The sequence below is a fragment of the Alteromonas sp. S005 genome (genome assembly GCF_036864475.1).
Lineage (GTDB): Bacteria > Pseudomonadota > Gammaproteobacteria > Enterobacterales > Alteromonadaceae > Alteromonas.
Map to the genome: position 1 here is coordinate 131,806 of NZ_JAZETN010000007.1, position 20,840 is coordinate 152,645.

The window sequence follows — 20,840 nt, forward strand, 5'->3', positions numbered from 1 at the left end:
TAGCGGCTTTTCAGAAACAGGGTAATACAGATATGGGGCGAATTGCCTTAGGGATTGAATACGACGGTGCCGCTGTTTACGGTTGGCAACGCCAACGGGAAGTACCGAGTGTTCAAGAGCATCTTGAAAAGGCACTTTCGACAGTAGCCAACCAACCTATTGAAGTGCAATGCGCAGGACGCACCGACGCTGGTGTGCATGCGACCGGACAAGTGGTTCATTTCAATTGTGATGCTCCACGTTCAGAGCGAGCGTGGACACTTGGGGTTAATGCAAACCTTCCTAACTCCGTTGCCGTTACTTGGGCGAAGAACGTTAGCGATGACTTCCACGCGCGTTTTTCTGCTACCCATCGCCGCTATCGGTACGTCATCCATAATGCAAAAATGCGCCCTGCTATTTTGCATTCGGGTGTTACCCATATTCACCGTGAACTAGATGAAAAGAAAATGCACCTTGCCGCTCAAGCACTATTAGGTGAGCAAGACTTCACGTCTTTTCGCGCAGCGCTTTGCCAGAGTAAAACGCCGTTTCGCAATGTTACCGACGTGAGCGTGTACCGCCAAGGTCGGTATGTGATTATAGATATCCGTGCTAATGCTTTCCTGCACCACATGGTTCGCAACATCACAGGCGCGCTTGTTGAAATTGGGGCGGGGGAGCAAGATGTAAATTGGATTGCTCACCTGTTAAGCTTAAAAGACAGGAGCAAATCGGCAGCCACAGCGAAGCCAAATGGTCTGTACTTGGTAGACGTAACTTACCCTGAAGAGCATAACCTGCCTAAAGGGCCTATGGGGCCGTTATTTCTGCCAGATTACACATAGCACTGTTGATATGTACAAGGAAGTAGTGTGACCAGGTTTCAATTTTTATCACAAATTTTGGGTTTGTTACTGTGTTTTACGGCTTTAGAGTGCGGCGCCCATATAAAAGATAAAACCCCTAGCGTCCGTTTCGCGGTTAACACACCAGGCGCAGCTCCTTATTTATATTATGATGAGAACTCCAAACGCTATGAAGGCATAGTCGTCGATTTTTTTAATTCGAATGAGTTATCGAATCAGTTTCGTATTGTTTATTTAGACTCGAATCGTGCCAGAAGCGAAGATTTATTAAAGTCGTCATCGATAGATTTGTTCCTCTCTTCTGAAAGTTGGATAAGTAAACCGAACGACTTTTTGTTCAGCGAAGAGTTGATCAAGCATGACAGCTATATCTATTCAGCTTCAAGTTTCGAAGGGCCGTTTGTACCCGAGGCAAACTTATCCTCTAGTATTTGTACTAGATACGGCTTTACTTATCCCATTTTACAGCAGTTTTTTGAGAGAAAAGAAAACAATATCCAGAGGGTTGACTCAAGCAGTCAATTTACAATGGCTATGATGATGTCTAAAGGGCGTTGTGACTTTGCGATAATGAATGAACATAATGCGCGTGCTGTTCTGTTTAATAAGACGTTTTGCTCTTCAGAATTCTATCAGTCACCTAACGTTGTTAATCGGGCTCGTTTAGTGTTTGTTATTCGTTCTGATTTAAACTCCCTTAAAAATAAAATAGATACTGCACTGACGCATTTTGTCGAAAGCGGACAAAGGCAAAAATCGCTAGAACGTCACTCAGGTGTTAACCATTTTCCAAAAGTTAAATGTCACGGTGCTCGGTGAAACCAGCATTCTATAAATCTCGCCAGTGATAATTTAGCAAAAGCTAACAGCGGTAAGCACTACTTGTGTCGATTGCCAACTTCTAAGACCAGTTTTGTTTTTTCCATTTCGTTGTATTGTGGTCTAATAGCGCGCTATATTAGGTAGCTGTTCTATTGTGTTACGCATTTTTTCTTTGTAATACAGTATGAAACTTAAAAATTTAATGTGTTGTTGACCTCAAGTATGAACAAACATTAATCGTCATGGTCGGCAAACAAAAACAAAGGATTCAATTTCCATGAGCTGGATTCAAAAAATTCTTCCTCGCACGCAAACATCAACCAAAGGTAATGTGCCAGAAGGTATCTGGACAAAGTGTGGTTCTTGCCAAGCTGTGCTATACAAGAGCGAACTGGAAAAACTTCAGGAAGTTTGCCCTAAGTGCGACCACCATATGCGTATTACTGCACGCCGTCGCATTGATGCATTCTTAGACGATGGCGATCGCGTCGAGTTAGGTGCAGAACACGAGCCGCAAGACGTACTTAAGTTTAAAGATTCTAAACGCTACAAAGACCGTATTGTTGCTGCACAAAAGTCGACTAACGAAAAAGATGCGCTAGTGGTAATGCAGGGCAAGCTAAAAGGTATGCCTGTAGTCGTTGCATGTTTTGAGTTTGCGTTTATGGGCGGCTCAATGGCGTCAGTCGTAGGTGCACGTTTTGTTGCCGCCGTTAATGCATGTTTAGAAAATGATATGCCGCTTATTTGCTTTAGTGCAAGTGGTGGTGCGCGTATGCAAGAAGCGCTTATGTCACTAATGCAAATGGCTAAGACGTCGGCTGCGCTTGCTAAGATGAGCAAAAAAGGTTTGCCTTATATTAGTGTGCTTACCGACCCTACAATGGGGGGTGTATCTGCGAGTTTGGCAATGCTTGGCGATGTTAACGTTGCCGAGCCAAAGGCGCTTATCGGTTTCGCGGGCCCTCGCGTAATCGAGCAAACAGTAAGAGAAAAACTGCCGGAAGGTTTCCAGCGCAGTGAATTCCTTGTTGAGAAAGGCGCAATTGACATGATCATTGACCGCAGAGATATGCGTGATAGATTACACAGCCTGTTGGTTAAGTTGCATTACAAGAATTAGTGAATAACGAAAATAATTTAAAACCTGGCTCAGTGCCAAATACAGAAGGCGCCCTCGCGCCTTCTGCTTCGAAAAAAAGCCTGAGCCAATGGTTGTCTTACCTAGAATCTATTCATCCTAGCGCCATCGATATGGGGCTAGACAGAGTGAAAGAGGTGGCCAATGCCATGGCACTTTCACTTAGCCAGTCTTTGGTTATTACTGTTGCAGGCACAAACGGTAAGGGCACAACGTGCCGTTTACTCGAGCAAGCCATGTTATCGCAAGGCAAAAGCGTTGCGGTTTACAGCTCGCCTCATTTGACCGATTACCGTGAACGAGTGCGTTACAACGGTGAATTACCGCCTGCCAGTGAATTTGTCGGTGCTTTTGAGTTTGTTGAAAGCGCGCGAAAGAGCACGGGTGGCGAACCCATTACCCTGACTTACTTTGAGTTCGGTACACTGGCTGCAATGAAAATGATGCAGTCATGGGCGGTCGATGTAGTTATTCTTGAAGTGGGGCTCGGCGGGCGTTTAGACGCTACGAATATTATAAATCCTGACCTTGCCGTTATAACCACCATCGATCTCGACCATCAGGATTGGCTTGGCAATACAAGAGAAAAAATCGCTCGGGAAAAAGCGGGCATTATGCGCAAAAACGGTAATGCAGTGGTTGGTGAGCTGTTTCCTCCATCATCGCTTTACGATGTGGCAAACGAACTACAAGCTAACGTACGTTGGGCCACACAGGACTTCGTCACAGTCGTAGCAGGTGATTACAGCGAGTGGAGCTGGAAAGGAAAGAGTAACAGCTACGCGTCGCTACCTTACCCTAAAATTCCACTTCAAAATGCGAGTACAGCGTTGGCCGCGCTGGAGCTACTAGATTTGCTGCCCGGAGAAAGTGTGGTTAGGGACATTATCGAAAATACCACTATGCCGGGTCGCCAACAAACTATTAGTGAATCGCCTCTAGTTGTCGTAGATGTTGCTCACAATCCACAAGCTACTTCTGCCATGCAAGAATGGCTAAACCGTTACGATGTTAGCCAAATGCGCGTTGTTGTGGGTATGCTTAAAGATAAGTCTATTGCTGAGACCTTGGCGCCACTTTCCGGTCTTAACGCCAAGTGGTACTTAGCTTCAACAAGTGGACCGCGGGGTTGCAATGCAGAAGTACTTGAAAATGCACTTGTTAATGCCGGCACAACCATAGAGAATATAGATACGTTTCAAGACGTGTCTTCAGCATATCAACGTGCGCTTGCAGATTATCAAACTGGTGAACTTATTCTCGTTTTTGGTTCTTTTGTTACCGTTGCAGACGTGCTTGCTGAGCAAAACTAACGCGCGCATTGTAGGTAAAACCGTGTATTCAAGCAGGAGAGCACAGTGACATCGGCATTAAAGAATAGACTGGTGGGGACAATTATTGTTGTCGCCCTAGCGGTTATCTTTTTACCAGACTTTCTTGATGGCAAAAAGCAAACGAACAGAGAGCCTTTTGTCTCTGTTCCTGCAAACCCGCCTAAAAAGCCCATCGTAGAGCCTGAATCTTTTCCATCAGAGCGGGTAGCGAAAGCTGCGGTACCGGCTGTCGAAATTGAGGATGAAATAGCGTTAGATGAAGAGCTGGTTGCTTCAAGTACAGGTAACAGCAAAAATACTGACGAAGCTACAGCCGCTAAAGCGCCAGTGCCAAAAGCCTTTGAAGAAGAGGACAAGTTAGCGAGCCAAACGGTTGTTGATACGAAAAGTGCCTCTGCAGATGACGACGCAGGCTGGGTTATTCAGCTTGGTAGCTTTCGTCATGAAAAAAACGTAAAGGCATTGCTGGCAAAGCTTGAAAAGGCAGGATATCGCGCGTTTAGTCGCAAAATTCAAACTAGCTCTGGCCCGCTCAACAAAGTCTTCGTTGGCCCTGATTTAGACAAGAAAAAACTGGAATCGGCGCTACCACATTTGAAAGAGCTAACGAAACTTAAAGGTAAAGTCACCACGTTCAAAGTTGAGTAATGTGTATTCATTGTATATTGAACAACGTTTACTGACAGGGGAGTGATAGGGATTGCATTACAGACTAGTAATATTTCTATCTTCTGTTAGAATGCGCGCCATCTCGCCAAAGGCTCGTTGCTTCACCATAAAAAGCAACATCAACGCAATAAAGAGACGATGAACTGGGTAGACTTTTCCATACTGGGTATCATTGCGGTATCTACCTTAATAAGCCTTATTAGAGGGTTTGTTAAAGAAGCCATCTCGTTAGTGGTTTGGTTTGCTGCACTCTTTATTTCAAGTAATTTTTATGCTGACCTCGCCATTTACTTCACAGCCATTGATGATCCTTATTTGAAAAATGGCGCTGCAATTGCTGCGCTGTTTGTGACAACGCTCATTCTGGGCGGCATGATCAATTATGTTATTAGTCAGCTGGTACAGGCAACGGGGTTGTCTGGTACCGATAGAGTCCTAGGTATAGTTTTCGGTGCACTGCGTGGCGTGCTTATTGTTAGCGCATTGCTCTTTTTTATGGACACCTTTACTGGTGCAGCCTCCTCTAATTGGTGGCAAGCATCGGTACTCATTCCAGAGTTTGGTGTCATCATTGAGTGGTTTTTCAGTTATGTGAAAGACTCCTCCAGTTTCTTAAATCCCGCTTGAAATAGGTAACGCACATGTGTGGTATAGTCGGAATAGTTGGTAAAACACCCGTAGCTCAGTCACTGTACGACGGTCTAACGGTTATTCAGCACCGTGGGCAGGATGCTGCAGGAATTATGACTATCGACCAAAATATGTTTAATTTGCGCAAAGCGAATGGCTTGGTTCGAGATGTTTTCCATACGCGTCATATGAAGAGGCTGTCCGGCAACATGGGTATTGGGCATGTTCGCTATCCTACCGCGGGTACATCAAGCTCTGCAGAGGCGCAACCGTTTTATGTGAACTCGCCGTTTGGTATTGCCTTTGCACATAACGGCAACCTTACCAACGCCCATGAGTTACAGGAAGAAGTGTTCCGCATTGCACGCCGCCACATCAACACGACCTCAGATTCAGAATTATTGCTTAATATTCTTGCTCACGAACTGCAGCAGGTAGCGGGGTTAAGCGTAAGCGCCGAACACATTTTTGAAGTGGTAACGAAAGTTCATAAGAAAATTCGTGGTGCCTACGCAGTCGTTGCGGCCATCATCGGCCAAGGTATTGTAGCGTTTCGAGATCCCCACGGCATTCGACCGCTTGCACTGGGTAAGCGCATGAGCGAGCTGGGCGAAGAGTGGATGGTAGCGTCTGAAAGCGTTGCACTTGATGCTGTTGGCTTCCAGTTTGTTCGCGATGTTATGCCTGGTGAAGCGGTATTTATTACCGAAGAAGGCCAGCTGCATACAAGACAGTGTGCAGAGAACCCTGTCACATCACCATGTATCTTCGAGTTCGTTTATTTTGCTCGCCCAGATAGCTTTATCGACGGTATCTCTGTTTATGCGTCTCGCGTAAACATGGGCCGTAAGCTAGGTGAAAAAATTAAGCGCGAATGGGCAGACCTTGATATCGACGTGGTGATCCCTATCCCTGAAACGTCGATGGATGTAGCGCTGCAAATCGCTAATACACTTGAACTGCCTTATCGTCAGGGTTTTGTTAAAAATCGCTATATTGGCAGAACTTTTATCATGCCTGGCCAAACCATGCGTAAAAAGTCAGTGCGTCGTAAACTAAACGCCATCTCTTCTGAATTTAAAGGCAAGAGTGTATTACTTGTTGACGATTCTATTGTGCGCGGTACAACGTCGGGTCAGATTATTGAAATGGCCCGAGAGTCTGGCGCTAAAAAAGTGTACTTTGCGTCGGCGGCACCGGAAATCCGCTTCCCGAATGTATACGGTATTGATATGCCATCAGCTAATGAACTGATTGCATACGGGCGTGAAATTGACCAAATTGCAGAGCTTATTCAAGCTGATGGTCTTATCTTCCAGGACATTTCTGACTTGGTTGAAGCCGTGCGCGAAGAGAATGATACGATCCAGCGTTTTGAAACATCAGTGTTCGACGGTAATTATATCACTGCCGATATTAATCAAGAGTATCTTGAGCGCATTGATATGTCACGGGGTGAGGCAGCAAGAAAAGCACCTGTGGTCCAAGCTGAACTGAGTAATCTTGATGTACATAACATTGATGCCGCAGATTAGCACTTTTGAAATAAGTTTATAGTGAACGAAAAAGCCGCTTTTAAAGCGGCTTTTCATTATCCTATTTTGTGTTGAGCTAGGGCGTTAGTGAACGAACACTGGTCCGCCAGTTAACCCCCACACTAATACCGAACCTGTCATTAGAATAACCAGTAAAACCAACCCGCACGTCACTACAGAACTTGAGTAAATGAAGCCTTTGTCTTCTGGCATGTGCATCAAAATAGGTACGCCGGAATAGAGTAGATAAACCGAGTAGCTAATACCCACTAGCAGTGCCGTCATCACTACCCAAAGTTCAGGGTAAAGACCGGCAAAGCCGACCATGAACAGCGGTGTTGCGGTGTAAGCCGCAAGTTCTAGTGACTGTGTATACGTTGGCGTTGCATCGAACGCTTTAGCCAACTCATGAATTAACACTGCCAGCGCTACAACACCGGCAATTAAGCCAAAGTACATGCCGATACCCATCATAATAGCGGTATTCTCGCTTAGTCGTATTATGTCTCCAGCACCAATACTCCACCCTGTATGCGCACTAGAATAATAGGCTACAAGGGAGGGGATAAGTGCAATAAAAGCAATATGGGTAAGCGCGTAAAAATAGGTTTCGTGCTTGGTATCAATGGTTTGCCATTCTTCTCTTGGGTGGGTGTAAATTCCAATCAGATGATTCAAAATCATAAAGTCCTGCCTTATTCACCAACGTTATTATTTTAAAGAATATTGTTGTGAGGCAGGGTAAACACACGGACAAACCGTAAAATCAGAGAACACGAACACGAACACGACGCAAAGCGTCAAACACTGCCATTAACAATATGTTTACAAGTTGAGTGTGCAGCAGAAAGGCAAAGCCGTCAATATAAATTGCTTAATTTATAGACGGCTATAAGTATCAGTTAAATTGAGGGGCGCCAGAATGAAAACGCAGTTCCTCGTCGTCACTTTCAATAAGTGATTTTTCGACGCTTCCGAAGTGGGCGATGCGCTCTGATATATCGGATTTAGCGATCTGCTCGGCAAGAGTAAGGTAATCTTCAAAATGTCTGGCTTCTGAACGAAGCAAAGATATATAAAATTTGCCAAGATTTTCGGAAACATACGGAGCGAGTTTAGCAAAACGCTCGCATGAGCGGGCTTCAATGTAAGCGCCACAAATAAGCTTATCAACCAGCTTTTCAGGCTCGTAGGTGCGTATATGACGTAGCAATCCATTGGCATAGCGACTTGACGTCACTGACTTATATTCAAAGCCTAGCTCGTGCATAATTTCTAGCACTTGGTAAAAATGATGAAGCTCTTCTTTAATCAGCATCACCATTTTATCTAGCATGTCTTTTTTAAAGGGGTCTAGCCCTTCAGTGTTAAATACATTCTTGGACAGATGCTTAGTATTGAGCGATTGCCAATCGCCTTCATGGCGATAAGTAAAGTTTTCGTAAGGCTTTAACCAGCCTAGCAAAACTTTGCTGGTTTCCTCATCAGCCACATAGCGACGAAGTAGGTACATTGCCGATTGAGCTGCTTTAAGCTCGCAAATTAAGTGATCGGTGAGAATAACGCGGAGATTTTCTTCTTTCTGCGCTTCATCTATCCACGACTGTGGCGTCTCGCAATGTAAAAAATCATTGACGGGTAAAAGCAAAGACGTGACTTCAGAAGAAGATATTACAGACATGTTGAAACTCGGTTTTAAGTGCTACGGTTTTTCAGTTACATTTGAATTTGTCATACTTTCAACTTCAATGTCGACAAGGCAGTTGTGCTCGTCTTAGACTGATGCTATCCAAATTCGATGCTTCTGAACTGAGCGCTGATTTTACTTGATACCCATAAGCCGTTACAACTTAAAATCGAGGACTCTAAATTACAAAATGAACTACCTTGCTCACCTTTTTCTAGCACGCCCCACTGCCGATTCCCATTTTGGCAACTTACTTGGCGATTTTAGGCGTGGCGTTGATATAAACACATATGGAAAAGCTGTGCAGCTGGGTCTTAAAAATCATTACGAAGTGGACAAGTTCACAGATAGTCATAAGAACGTCGTGGCTGCGAAATCGCTGTTCGATCAAAGTCGCAGGCGGTTTGCGCCCGTGGCCCTGGATATCTACTTCGACCACTTGCTGATAAAACATTGGTCGACGTTTACGTCGCATAGCTTTGACGACTTTCGAGAACAAAGCTTTTCCTTGTTAGAACAGAGGTTGCCCATTATGCCAAGAGCAATGCAGCATAGCGTAGGTCATATGATTACCCACGATTGGTTTGAAGATTATGCCAAAGAAGAGGGCATTGCTAGGGCCATCTCTGTTGTTGCTAAACGAATTCGGTTTGCGAACACTTTTCATCACGTGGTAGATGATATAAGTGCGAATAAAAAGGAAATAGAAGCGAGATTTATGACATTTTTCCCAGACCTCATCGCTCATATAAAGGACAGGGGCCCTGAAAATAGCAATGAGAACTAGCCACCTTAACAGGAACGTATCGAAGAAATTGGTAGTTCTATCGTTGATTGCTAAGCTCACTTGTTAACAGCGATATAGTCTTAATTGATAGAGTCTCAAATATAGTGCAACAATGGCCTGTATGAAAAACAGGTTAGCTTGCGCTTAACAAATACAAAACGAAAAACTAACGACACACAAAAGACGAACAAATGAAAAATACTTACCCTTCAGCTAGAAACACAAGAGCCCTGCTGTTTAGTCAGGTTAACTCTAAATACAAATCACATGTTCACCATTTATTAGCAAGTTCTGAGACAAACCACCGTCCGTTAGCGTGGCTAATGGCAGTCATGATTGCTTTTTTCGGTTTAACAGCTAGTGCCTTAGCCCAAGAAGAAAGCTCGGCCTCGCACGCTCGTGCGGTGAAAATTGATAGTAGTGTAGTAACAGAGCATGAAACCAAAATCTTGGGAAAACGCGTAAAATACAGCGCAACGACAGGTACTCAGCCGGTTTGGAACAGTAAAGACGAAGCGGTTGCCACTTTGTTTTATACGTATTACCAGCGAACCGATGTGAAAGAAAATACCAAGCGCCCGCTTATCATTTCTTTCAACGGTGGTCCGGGCTCAGCGTCGGTATGGATGCATGTGGCATACACAGGTCCACGTATTCTTAATATTGATGACGAAGGTTACCCTGTTCAGCCCTATGGCGTTCAAACCAACCCTTACTCTATTTTAGACGTTGCTGATATTGTATTTGTTAACCCAGTAAACACCGGCTACAGCCGTGTGCTGCCAAAAGCTGATGGCAGCATGCCGTCACAAGATGAACAAAAGAAAATGTTCTTTGGCGTAAACGCTGATATTAGCTACTTGGCCGACTGGGTGAATACCTTTGTAACACGCAATAACCGCTGGCGTTCGCCTAAGTATCTTATTGGCGAAAGTTACGGTACTACGCGTGTTTCGGGCTTAGCACTAGAGCTTCAAAATCGCCAGTGGATGTATTTAAATGGCGTAGTATTAGTATCACCAACTGACATTGGTATTGAGCGCAACGGACCAGTAAAGGCCGCCAATCGCCTGCCTTATTTTGCCGCTGCCGCCTGGTATCACAATAAGCTAGACCCAGAACTACAAAATAAAGACCTAACTGAATTGTTGCCCGAAGTTGAAGATTTCACCATCAACAAGCTTATTCCGGCACTTGCTAAAGGTGGCTTTATTAGTGATACAGAAAAGCGTGATGTGCTAAAGCAAATGGCGCGCTACTCTGGGTTAAGTGAAGCGTCTATTGCGCAAAACAACCTAGATGTAAGCACAGCTTTTTTCTGGAAAGACTTATTGCGAGATGAAGGGAAAACCCTAGGCCGTTTAGATAGTCGCTATTTAGGCATAGATGCTAAGCAAAGTGGTGACCGCCCTGACTATTGGGCCGAACTTACCTCATGGCTACACTCCTTCACGCCTGCCATTAATTACTATCTGCGAGAAGAGTTAAATTACAAAACCGATATTAAGTACAACATGTTTGGAAACGTGCATCCGTGGGATAGAAGTAATAATCAAACGGGACAGAATTTGCGATTGGCGATGGCGCAAAATCCCTATTTAAATGTAATGATTCAAGCAGGTTATTACGATGGTGCAACGAATTACTTCGATGCTAAATATACCATGTGGCAGCTAGATCAAAGTGGCACTCTAAAAGACCGTTTAAGCTTTAAAGGGTATCGCAGCGGACACATGATGTACCTGCGTCGCGATGACTTAAAACAGTCTAACCAAGACCTACGTGAATTCATTAAAGCAAGTACACCGAGTAAAGGTGCGCCTGCGATGTATAAGAGATAGTTAGAGGTGAACACCTGCTTTTTTGAGCTGCGCTAAACATTCGGCGCAGCGCGCTTTTAACATATCTCTTAATAGCCTAACCGCTGGCGTAATAGACTGGCGGCTTGGGCAAATTAGCCAAAGCTGTGTGGGTTTTGCCTTGTAGTCTGGCAACATCGTCACAAGCCGACCATTTATAATGTCGTCGCACGTATCTAAACTTGATTTAACGGCGACTCCTTTCCCTGCTACAGCCCATCTTCTAACCATCTCACCGTCATTGGCGGTCCTGTTTCCCTGCATTTTTACTTTTATTGGTTTATTGTCGTGTACGAATTCCCATTCGTTATACACTTTATCGTGTAGTTGATAAAAAAGGCCGTTGTGAGCTTGCAGGTCGTCGAAGTTTTTAGGCGTACCATAAGTGCTGATGTAAGACGGAGAGGCAACAAGTAAGCGTGGTACATCACATATTTTAAACCCGTAAACGCTCGCATCGTCAGGCGAGCCATAACGTAAAGCTAAATCGATGGGGTCGCGATAGAAGTCGATATTACTGTCGTTTAAATTTAGCTTAACGCTTATCTTCTCATGCTCTACCATAAAATCATCAAGCCAAGGAGCGATAACATTGCGCCCGAGGTCTGACGATAACCCCAACCTTAATTCACCTTCAATAACGCCGCTATCACCCTTTAAGTTCTGTTTGGCGGTAGTCAGCATCGACATGGCTTGTTCGCACGTTGGAAGAAAACGTTCACCTGCAGAAGAAAGCCTAAGCGAACGGGTTGTGCGAACGAACAATTCAGCGCCAAGCGCTTGCTCAACACGTTTAACTGCCGCACTTGCCGTTGCGGTTCGCATATTTAAGTGGGTTGCAGCAGCGGTAATGTTCCTAAATTCGGCAACTTTTATTACAACATTTAAGTCATCAAGCAACATGATTTTCAAAAGCCATTTGATAATGTTTCTAATATTGTGCTGTTTATACAAATTTAATCAAGGGTATGATGGAAACATTACTCAAAGGAGAAACGAATGATGAAAGCTATTGGTTATACCCATTCACTTGATATAGATGAACCAGATGTATTAATGGATTTAGACGTTGATAAACCGAGTGTTTCAGGTAAAGACTTGCTCGTAAAAATAAATGCGATAGCGGTTAATCCTGTAGATTACAAAATTCGGCAGCGCGTAAACCCAGAGGGTGGCGAACCTAAAATACTTGGCTGGGATGCAGTAGGTGAGGTCGTAGACATTGGCGCTGATGTTACCGAATTTACGGTAGGCGATAGGGTTTACTACGCCGGCGATCTAACCCGAGGCGGTTCAAACGCAGAATTTCAACTTGTTGACCAACGTATTGCCGGCAATGCGCCTAAGTCTTTATCTGACAGTGACGCAGCAGCGCTTCCGCTTACAACAATTACTGCTTACGAATTACTGTTTGACCATCTCGCCCTTAAGCAACAGGACGAAAAAAGCGACGAAGTAGTACTTGTTGTAGGCGCAGCAGGAGGTGTGGGCTCTATCATGCTGCAGCTTCTCAAAACGCTAACGGGGGCAACGGTTATTGCTACTGCATCGCGAGAAAGCTCTAAACAATGGGTAAAGGATTTAGGGGCCGATTACGTAGTTGATCACAGTAAACCTATGGCTGAGCAAATTAAAGCGTTAAACATTGGTGAAGTGACGCATGTGGCAAGTTTAAACAACACACACCAATATATTGATACCTATGTAGAAGTAATGAAACCAAAAGGTAAGCTTGCATTAATTGATGATCCCGAAAGTTTGGATATAGCAAAGCTAAAACAAAAGAGTCTGTCGCTGCATTGGGAGTTCATGTTCACCCGTTCTATGTTTAAAACTGATGATATGGCAGAGCAAAGCCGTCTTCTAAATCATGTTGCTGCGCTCATCGATGAAGGTAAAGTTAAAACTACGGTAGGCAAGCATTTAGGTAAAATTAATGCTGCCAACCTAATAGAAGCGCATAGAACTCTGGAAGAAGGGCGCGCAATTGGTAAGTTAGTATTAGAAGGATTTTAAGATAATGTCAGCAACATGGCTCTTATCAAGAGCCATGAGTGTTTGTATCGAGAAAGGGCGAAGGTATAGGAACCAGCCCTTTTTCGGTGTTATTTTCAAATGTTCTTACGCTCTAAAAGATTAAAGCTTTACTAATGTTCTTCCCGACAGTTCACCTTTTAAAATGGCATCTATTTTTGGGCTAACGTCATTTAGCGAAACTTCTTCAGTTAGCTCGTCAAGACATTCTAGTTTCCATTCACTGGCTAATTTATCCCAAAGTCTCAATCTAGGCGGCATAGGGCATTGCACTGAGTCGATACCTAACAGAGACACGCCGCGTAAGATAAAGGGAAATACACTTACGTTAAGACTGGCAGAAGCAGTCAACCCACAACAAGTTACCGAACCACCATATTGGGTGGCCTTAATAGCCTGCGCTAAGTATTCGCCGCCTACAGTATCAACCACGCCCGCGTATTGCTCTTTTAGCATTGGACGTTCTTTATTTTCTAACAGTTCATCGCGAGTTATCACTTTGCATGCGCCGAGTTTTTTTAGGAATGACTCATGTTCTTTTTTGCCTGTACACGCCACTACAGAAAACCCCGCTTTGGCAAGTAGGGCAACTGCCACAGAGCCCACACCACCTGTAGCCCCCGTTACTAAAACATCACCTTTATCGGGCGTTAGGCCATGTTCAACTAACCCTTGTACCGATAGCCCAGCTGTGAAGCCAGCAGTGCCAATAACCATAGACTCTCTCAATGTAAGGCCATCTGGCTTAGCGACTGCCCACTCACTGGGTATGCGGATGTACTCACCAAACCCGCCAGGAGTGTTCATGCCTAGGTCATAACCCGTGATGATAACCTCATCACCCTCTTTGAAATGGCCGTCATCGCATGACACTACCGTGCCTGCCGCATCAATGCCTGGGGTATGGGGAAAGTTTCTGCTAACGCCAGGATTACCTGTCGCAGATAAGGCGTCTTTATAGTTGAGTGATGAATATTCTACCTTGATGAGCAGCGTGCCGTCAGGCAAATCATCGAGTGAGCGCTCTGTGGTGCCACGAGTGAATGATTTGTCTTCCTGTTGTTCTACAAGCAAAGCCTTAAACGATGTCATACCTGTCTCCGTTGGTCGAAAATTAACGCTACCCATTGTGACAATATATAAACTTTGCGCAAGTATGCACTTTTTAGTAGGGTAGTACCCTAAAAGATACTATTGAGGGTGGTGAGCTTTTAGTTGCGTGTTTTCACAAAAAGCGAGCTGATAATGAAATAGTGTTAATCGCTTGGTTGAGCTAAGAGGGCTATATGGAAACGAAGTTGAAAAGTGTAGAAGTAGAACCATGCGATACGGTTACTGAGAGCAAAAGCAACGCCGCAAATGCAAAAAAATGCTCAATTGAAAGCTCTAACGACCCTAAGCAATATATTTGTGGCGTTGCGGTATCGCTTGAGATTATCGGTGGTAAATGGAAGGGGGTAATTTTGTGGCATCTCTGCCATAAAACACTACGATTTAGTCAGTTACGCCGGCGTTTGCAAGGCGTTACTCAAAAAATGCTTACTCAGCAGTTAAGAGAGTTAGAGCGTGATGGGCTAGTTAATAGGAAAGTGTATGCCGAAGTACCTCCTCGCGTAGAGTACTCACTTACTGAGTTAGGCCGTACGTTGGAACCAACGCTTCAACAACTATGTGATTGGGGCAGGGCTTATAACGATGACTACAGGTAATGCGTGCCATATAAACTCGTTTAATCTTTAAATAGTGGCAACGCTAAGCAACGACTTGATTAGAAATAGCGAGTACTGAGCGAAGTAGCAGCAGTACTCGACATAAGATTAGCGCTTAGTATGATTTAAGCGAGCAATGAACCAATAGATAAAACGCTTTCTTCTTCATCAGAAACTGTCTTAATAGTCGAGTCCATTACGTTGAAATCTACGCTCAGTGACGCTGCATTTTTGCCGTTTTTCCAAGACAGTACTAGAACATTCTCGCTGTAATTTACGTCAAACGTACCATTGAATGCATCGCTTTCGTTTCTAAGCCTTATTAGCTGCATTAAGCCTTTTACTACTGGCTTTTTAACTGCCTCTTCGACCATCGCGGTAGACAAATAAGGGCGGTTAATGTCGCGACCCACATTGGTGTTGGCCAATAGCTCCATATCGTTATGGGCCGCAAGTAATCCACCGTAATAAACCTGAGGGATACCCGGGCTAAAGAATTGAATGGCGCGGGCAACTAAGTAGGCAAAGTCATCCTTACCCAATGCGTCGTAATAGGTGCAGTTTACCTGGTAAAGATCAACGTTGTTCGCCGCGGCACCTGTGGCCTTCTTAGACTCACCGTTAGAGTTCTCGTGTATTTGCTCTACAAGAGCGTCGATAGCCTCAGCGTTTAGGAGGCCTGGCTTTTCGCCGCTTGCGCCTACATCTACAATCCCAATGCCGTCGTGAGTATCTAGCACGGTAAAGCAGTTTCGTGGCGAAATAGATAACCAGTATGCCAGTGCGTCAGCATTTTTAGTGAATAAGGTGTGCAGTACGAGCGGAGGCAAAGCGAAGTCGTAAACACTGTCGCAACGTGCGGCAATATCAATCTGCGTTTGGTAATGGCTGTGTATTTCTACTAAACACTGCATGCCCATGTTACGTGCTCTATTTGAAAGCGCTTCAATAAATTCAAAGGTCTCTTCAAGCATAAAACAGTTCGAGCCCGCTCGTTTAATGGCGTAGCCTGCTGCGTCTAGGCGAATAAGGTCAACATTGCTTTCAGTAAACGACTGAAGAATAGACGATAGATAGTCTTTGCCGAGCTGTGACTCTACATCAATGTCAATTTGGTTAGAGGTGAAGGTGGTCCAGAATGGTACCGTTTCTGGGGTTCCTGTCTCTGTGCCTATTTCATAATCACTGAAAAATGGCGTTGGGCGAGGGCGGAACACTTGCGCAATTTGTTCATCGATCTGCGCTGGGTCATTACCCTTAAAAATATCTTCTTTGGTTAAAAACAGTGGCCAATAGGTAGACTCGCGTCCGTTTTTCAGTACGTCTTTGAATGCCTCGCTTTGTCCTGACATATGGTTAACGATAAGATCGGCCATGATATCTACAGACTCACCAAGCTTTTTAACGCTATTCCAATCGCCTAATCGCTCGTCAACTGATGTGTGATCAATAGGGTCGAAGCCCGCGTCTTCACCATCATAAGGATAGTAGAAAGGGAGAATATGAACACCGGTAAACAGGTCATTCAATGGACCTTCAAGTATGCTTGTCAGGCTCTCGATGTTGCCATCGCCCAATCGGTCTGCATAGGTAATTAGTTGAACGCCATTGCGTATAGACATGATAATTCTCCAAAATTCAGCATGCGCTGGCTCGTACTGCTGTTCGTTTCGCGAGCACACATTACTACAAATTAAGCACTACCAGTCTGAGAGGTCCACAGTTGACCATATAACAGGTTTAGCTTAATTCTTAATCTTTTACCGTGGTCTTACTCGATTTATTTGAGAACGCAATAAAAGATGGACTTAATCGATTAAGATAAAATAGCAATACCTGAGCGGTTTGTAAATGAGAAGTTTCAAAAATGAGAGCTGGTAAGAGCCTTTCCTGTTGCTTTGTTAACGCGCTTTTTGCGAAAATTCAACATGCTGAAGGAAGATTCGAAATGAAATGATTCAGCTTGTGTTGCTTAGGTATACAGCAGTTTAGATCTTTTATCGAAAGTTAGTCTCCCGTCTTAACGCTCACTTTTTCTTTGTTGTTTAGCTGTTCAAACTCTCGCTTTGCTTCTTTCCACTTAGCAAGCTTTTCGTAGTAGACGTCCCAAATACATGGGCAGCAGGAGCCGCCGCCACAACAGTCGTCTCTCAATGGTTTTTCCGGCTCTTCTGGTAACGACTTCATAAAAACTACGCTTGCCCTTTTTCGTCAAAAATATCTTGTGTGCTACGAGTATTCATTATTTTCAATGTCACAAGCAAGTGCTGCTCAATGCAACACTAAAGCATGATGGTACTCGCAAAAACGCCTGAAAACAAAAAGCCCTGTTAAATAACAGGGCTTAGTGCATTATAGTGCGCTGCTCAACAGTTTTTACTGATAAGCGTTAGTCAATAGGTTGGCCGTCCTGAGTTGCATGACCATTTAGGTTTTCTGGTGCAGCTACAACGGGCTTAGGCTTAACTGCGCCTGCTTTGGCCAGTATATCGCTGTTACCAGTAACCAGGTCTGCTAACGAGCCTTTGTCGGCATCGACTAAACCTACCTCACGCAGCATAGAATCTACCAGTGGGGCGTTAGCTCGATAATTTAGTGCTGCCTGCGTAACTTGTTCTGCAAGACCATTACCTGAGGTTGCAACGGTATGCTCACCTTTTGCACCGCTACCTTGACCGTACCCCTGAAGAATTTTAATACCTTCAATGTTTTCAAGAGGCTTAACCGCTTGCTCAACAAGTTCGGGCAATATCTTAAGCATCGCAAGGGCTTTTTGTAGCTCAATTTGTTCGGTCTTGAGCGTATTCTCAGCTTCGTAAAGCGCTTGTTTACCTTGCGCTTCAACGGCAAGCACTTTCTCGTCTGCGTCGGCTTGCAGCATTTTAGCGTCGGCGGCAGCTTTGGCTTCCGTAAGAATTGCGGCAGCAGAGTTTTCAGCCGCTTCTTTCTTAGCCTGTGCCTCAACGGTTATACCTACAGCTTCACGCTCGGCCTCTTTGCGAGCATCGATAACTTCAATTTGCTTCTTACGCTCAGCTTCTGCTACTGATTTAGCGGTAAGTACTGCTTCTTCTTTTTCCACTTTTTGCTTTTCAGCTTCCGCAGCTTTAGCACGTGCAGCAGACTCTTCTTCCGACTTGGTAGCAACAGCAATTTGTTTCACTTGCTCTGAAACCTCAACTTCTTGCTGCTGGCGAATACGTGCTTGTTCTAGCGCTTGGCGTTTGGCGATTTCCTGGGTCTCTATCTCACGAGATTTCTCAATTTCAGCCGCTTCGATAGCACGGTTTTTAGCAATTTCAGCCTCGCGCTCCTCACGTTCTTTCATTTCTCGTTGCTTGGCAATTTCAGCTTTTTGCTCTTGGCGTTTAAAAGCAAGCACCTGCTCTTGCGCTAAGCGAGCTTCTTCTTCATCGCGTTTTACGTCCAACGATTGTTTCTCGGCAGCTAGGTTGCGCTGCTCAATGAAAATACGGTTTTCTTGCTGAATGTCGTTCGTTTCTTTGCGCTTTTCTTCAATGATTTTAGTCAATCGAGCGCGACCTTCAGCATCAAATGCATTGTTTTCATTGAAGAACTGCAGGTCTGTTTGGTCGAACCCGGTTAAGCTTACCGATTCAAGTTCTAAACCGTTCTTCTCAAGGTCGTTAGCTACACTTTGCTGAACTTTTTGTACAAAATCAGCGCGCTGCTCGTGCATTTCCGTCATGCTCATTTCAGCAGCTACGGCACGTAGTACGTCAACAAACTTCGACTCCATTAATTTTTTGACTTCTTCAGCGCGGGTGGTGCGAGTACCTAGCGTTTGCGCGGCCATTGAAATGCCGTTGGCATTTGGTGCTACGCGCAAGTAAAAGTCGGCTTTTACGTCCACACGCATACGATCTTTGGTAATAAGCGCGTCTTTTTGAATCTTCTCTACTTCAATGCGCAGGGTGTTCATGTTCACCGGAATAATTTCGTGAACAACTGGCAGAACCAAAGCGCCACCGTCCTTTATTACTTTCTCGCCGCCTAAACCGGTTCTTACGAACGCAGTTTCTTTCGTTGCGCGGGTGTAGAGTTTGGCAAAAATAAGACCAATAACTATAAGCCCTACAACAATAGCACCGGCAATGAAGAGTATTGACGGCAAGCTAGATGTTTGAATTGTATCCATACTTTTATCTCTTTTAGGTTATAGGTAGCGGGTTGCTAACCAGCTGTGTTGATTTTTCTGAACTAAAATGACGCGCTCTCCCTGTGCGAACAATTCTTCATCTTCGAATGGTTCAACTAACACAAAATGAGGCTGAGAATAATGGTCGGTAAATTTAGCTTCTGCCGGATTACCACGGCTTGCTTTACCAATCGTGATTTCCGCCACCGAGCCAATAAAATCTTCGCTATTGACTGCACTAGACTCAACGCTTGGTAATACACTGGCGATAATTTTTACGGTTTTGGCTGTAACAAACAGCCCAACACCGAAGGCGAGAGGAACAGAGATAGCCGCAGGCAAAGTAATATTAAATATGCTGGCTGTTAAGCCGTTTAGCAATAGACCTGCAAGCCCAAATAAAGTAAGCAATACAACTAGGTATATGAGGAAAGGGACTTTATTGATATTTAACCAGTTGGCTAACGATGTACTTAAAAAGCCTTCGCCATCTACTTCAGCAAAATCATCGCCAAGCCCCAAAAAGCTTGCCCCGAAGATAGTACTTATTAGCTCTAATATGAAAACAAAGAATACGGCTATAAGCGCAATGCTAAACCAGAAATTTGCAGGGGAAAGAAGAACATCCGTCATTTACACCGTCCATGATGACTAACTTGCTTTTGTTCTTTATACCACAGAACAAAAATTAAGCCAGCGCGTAAATAATGTTCTTTAGGCTAGTTTGTAAGAAATCATGTTCGGTATAACGTTAGCGTTGTCGAGATGTCGTTAAAAGAGAGAAAGCGTTGATTCGTTCGAAAGACTACTATTAACTAAAGTTATGTTGCTGCAGCATCACGTCGTTTTCTGAAACCTTTAAAACGCTACCTTGATCGTACCAATCACCCAGCACAATCCGTGTAGCAGGTTTACCATTAGCTTCAAGGCTGTGGATGTTTGGTCTGTGAGTATGACCATGGATCATGCGCTGCACGCCCCATTTTTCCATCACTTTTACCACTTCTTCGGGGGTAACATCCATGATGTCTGGTTTAAGGTTTTGTTGTTTGGCCTTACTTTCCGCGCGGCCGTTGTCGGCAACACGTTGGCGATACCATAAAGGCAGGGCAAGCATTAAACGAGGCCACCACCAACCACGAGATTTCTTGCGAAACTTCTGATACGCAACATCGCGAGTACATAATTCGTCACCATGGGTCAGCAGGGTGGGTGTACCGTATAGATCTATGACCTCTTGTTCGTTTAACAGTGTCATGCCTGCTTTTGATAGCCACTTTTCTCGTATAGCGAAATCGCGATTACCGTGAATAAAGTAAATAGGGCAGTGCTGACTTACCTCTTTAAAGGCTGCCGCTATAGCTGTGTTAAAGGGGGTGACGTTATCATCGCCAATCCACACTTCAAATAAATCACCAAGAACATAAAGTGCGTCAGCGTTAATCGCGTCTTCTTTTAAAAAGCGCATCAAACACTCTGTGATATCTGGACGGTCTGCACTTAGATGTAAATCAGCAATGAAGTAGGTGAACGACATAAATCTTCTTAAGTGTGGTCTAAAAAGCCGCGTTAACGATCACGCGGCTTTGGTATAACTAAAGGCTTGTTTTGAATGGCATGGCTTTG

The 20,840-nt window shown here is 44.4% G+C and carries 20 protein-coding genes; 11 read left to right on the forward strand and 9 right to left on the reverse strand.

The genetic code is table 11. From position 1 onward, the window contains the following. The first annotated feature begins 32 nt into the window (after window positions 1–32). The 7 genes from truA to purF all read left to right on the forward strand — a co-directional run bounded on the left by truA (window position 33) and on the right by purF (window position 6,979). Window positions 33–827, forward strand: coding sequence for a tRNA pseudouridine(38-40) synthase TruA (gene truA / locus V7R55_RS10625; RefSeq protein WP_334059446.1), 795 nt, complete (start codon window positions 33–35; stop codon window positions 825–827). Between the two features lie 27 nt (window positions 828–854). After that, window positions 855–1,667, forward strand: coding sequence for a substrate-binding periplasmic protein (locus tag V7R55_RS10630; RefSeq protein ID WP_334059447.1), 813 nt, complete (start codon window positions 855–857; stop codon window positions 1,665–1,667). Window positions 1,668–1,947: 280 nt separating this feature from the next. After that, entirely contained in the window at window positions 1,948–2,793 is an 846-nt protein-coding gene (gene accD, locus V7R55_RS10635) for an acetyl-CoA carboxylase, carboxyltransferase subunit beta (protein WP_179983821.1), read from the forward strand. Beyond that, window positions 2,793–4,124 carry a bifunctional tetrahydrofolate synthase/dihydrofolate synthase gene (gene folC / locus V7R55_RS10640; protein WP_334059449.1) on the forward strand — a complete coding sequence of 444 codons (1,332 nt, stop codon included), beginning with the start codon at window positions 2,793–2,795 and terminating at the stop codon, window positions 4,122–4,124. The genes accD and folC overlap by 1 nt, the downstream gene beginning before the upstream one ends. A 45-nt stretch (window positions 4,125–4,169) precedes the next feature. Continuing rightward, window positions 4,170–4,793 carry an SPOR domain-containing protein gene (locus tag V7R55_RS10645; protein ID WP_334059450.1) on the forward strand — a complete coding sequence of 208 codons (624 nt, stop codon included), beginning with the start codon at window positions 4,170–4,172 and terminating at the stop codon, window positions 4,791–4,793. 159 nt (window positions 4,794–4,952) lie between these two features. After that, a complete protein-coding gene (locus V7R55_RS10650) occupies window positions 4,953–5,441 on the forward strand; it encodes a CvpA family protein (protein WP_334059451.1) in 489 nt (162 codons plus the stop codon). A gap of 14 nt (window positions 5,442–5,455) precedes the next feature. After that, window positions 5,456–6,979 (forward strand): amidophosphoribosyltransferase, encoded by a 1,524-nt coding sequence (gene purF / locus V7R55_RS10655; RefSeq protein WP_334059452.1) that lies wholly within the window; start codon window positions 5,456–5,458, stop codon window positions 6,977–6,979. Between the two features lie 84 nt (window positions 6,980–7,063). Here the strand turns inward: purF and V7R55_RS10660 are convergent, their stop codons facing one another. After that, window positions 7,064–7,663, reverse strand: a complete 600-nt coding sequence (locus V7R55_RS10660) for a Yip1 family protein (RefSeq protein WP_105929391.1) — start codon at window positions 7,661–7,663, stop codon at window positions 7,064–7,066. A 214-nt stretch (window positions 7,664–7,877) separates the two neighbouring features. Beyond that, window positions 7,878–8,660, reverse strand: a complete 783-nt coding sequence (miaE, locus tag V7R55_RS10665; protein ID WP_334059453.1) for a tRNA isopentenyl-2-thiomethyl-A-37 hydroxylase MiaE — start codon at window positions 8,658–8,660, stop codon at window positions 7,878–7,880. A 196-nt stretch (window positions 8,661–8,856) separates the two neighbouring features. Here miaE and V7R55_RS10670 point away from each other — a divergent pair, with 196 nt between their 5' ends. Together V7R55_RS10670 and V7R55_RS10675 are read left to right on the forward strand one after the other, a co-directional pair. Further along, complete coding sequence (locus V7R55_RS10670; protein WP_334059454.1) at window positions 8,857–9,453, forward strand: acyl carrier protein phosphodiesterase; 597 nt, start codon at window positions 8,857–8,859, stop codon at window positions 9,451–9,453. 332 nt (window positions 9,454–9,785) lie between these two features. After that, window positions 9,786–11,294 (forward strand): S10 family peptidase, encoded by a 1,509-nt coding sequence (locus tag V7R55_RS10675; RefSeq protein ID WP_334059492.1) that lies wholly within the window; start codon window positions 9,786–9,788, stop codon window positions 11,292–11,294. On the opposite strand, the gene V7R55_RS10680 is transcribed toward V7R55_RS10675, so the two are convergent. Then, a complete protein-coding gene (locus V7R55_RS10680) occupies window positions 11,295–12,215 on the reverse strand; it encodes a LysR family transcriptional regulator (RefSeq protein WP_334059493.1) in 921 nt (306 codons plus the stop codon). Between the two features lie 99 nt (window positions 12,216–12,314). Between V7R55_RS10680 and V7R55_RS10685 the strand changes: the two genes are divergently transcribed. Beyond that, window positions 12,315–13,328 carry a zinc-binding alcohol dehydrogenase family protein gene (locus V7R55_RS10685; protein WP_334059494.1) on the forward strand — a complete coding sequence of 338 codons (1,014 nt, stop codon included), beginning with the start codon at window positions 12,315–12,317 and terminating at the stop codon, window positions 13,326–13,328. Window positions 13,329–13,448: 120 nt separating this feature from the next. Here the strand turns inward: V7R55_RS10685 and V7R55_RS10690 are convergent, their stop codons facing one another. Then, a complete protein-coding gene (locus V7R55_RS10690) occupies window positions 13,449–14,438 on the reverse strand; it encodes a YhdH/YhfP family quinone oxidoreductase (RefSeq protein ID WP_334059455.1) in 990 nt (329 codons plus the stop codon). Between the two features lie 194 nt (window positions 14,439–14,632). Between V7R55_RS10690 and V7R55_RS10695 the strand changes: the two genes are divergently transcribed. Then, entirely contained in the window at window positions 14,633–15,055 is a 423-nt protein-coding gene (locus V7R55_RS10695) for a winged helix-turn-helix transcriptional regulator (RefSeq protein ID WP_334059456.1), read from the forward strand. A 125-nt stretch (window positions 15,056–15,180) separates the two neighbouring features. Here V7R55_RS10695 and gtfA read toward each other — a convergent pair whose 3' ends face one another. The 5 genes from gtfA to lpxH all read right to left on the reverse strand — a co-directional run bounded on the left by gtfA (window position 15,181) and on the right by lpxH (window position 20,751). Then, a complete protein-coding gene (gene gtfA / locus V7R55_RS10700; RefSeq protein ID WP_334059457.1) occupies window positions 15,181–16,677 on the reverse strand; it encodes a sucrose phosphorylase in 1,497 nt (498 codons plus the stop codon). A 385-nt stretch (window positions 16,678–17,062) separates the two neighbouring features. After that, the gene (locus tag V7R55_RS10705; RefSeq protein WP_334059458.1) at window positions 17,063–17,242 is read right to left on the reverse strand and encodes an oxidoreductase-like domain-containing protein; all 180 of its coding nucleotides are present in this window, start codon (window positions 17,240–17,242) and stop codon (window positions 17,063–17,065) included. Between the two features lie 202 nt (window positions 17,243–17,444). Further along, the gene (locus V7R55_RS10710; RefSeq protein ID WP_334059459.1) at window positions 17,445–19,214 is read right to left on the reverse strand and encodes a flotillin family protein; all 1,770 of its coding nucleotides are present in this window, start codon (window positions 19,212–19,214) and stop codon (window positions 17,445–17,447) included. A gap of 18 nt (window positions 19,215–19,232) precedes the next feature. Beyond that, window positions 19,233–19,847: an OB-fold-containig protein gene (locus tag V7R55_RS10715; protein ID WP_334059460.1), complete on the reverse strand. Its 615-nt coding sequence runs from the start codon at window positions 19,845–19,847 to the stop codon at window positions 19,233–19,235. A 178-nt stretch (window positions 19,848–20,025) separates the two neighbouring features. Further along, window positions 20,026–20,751: a UDP-2,3-diacylglucosamine diphosphatase gene (lpxH, locus tag V7R55_RS10720; RefSeq protein ID WP_334059461.1), complete on the reverse strand. Its 726-nt coding sequence runs from the start codon at window positions 20,749–20,751 to the stop codon at window positions 20,026–20,028. Between the last annotated feature and the right edge of the window lie 89 nt (window positions 20,752–20,840).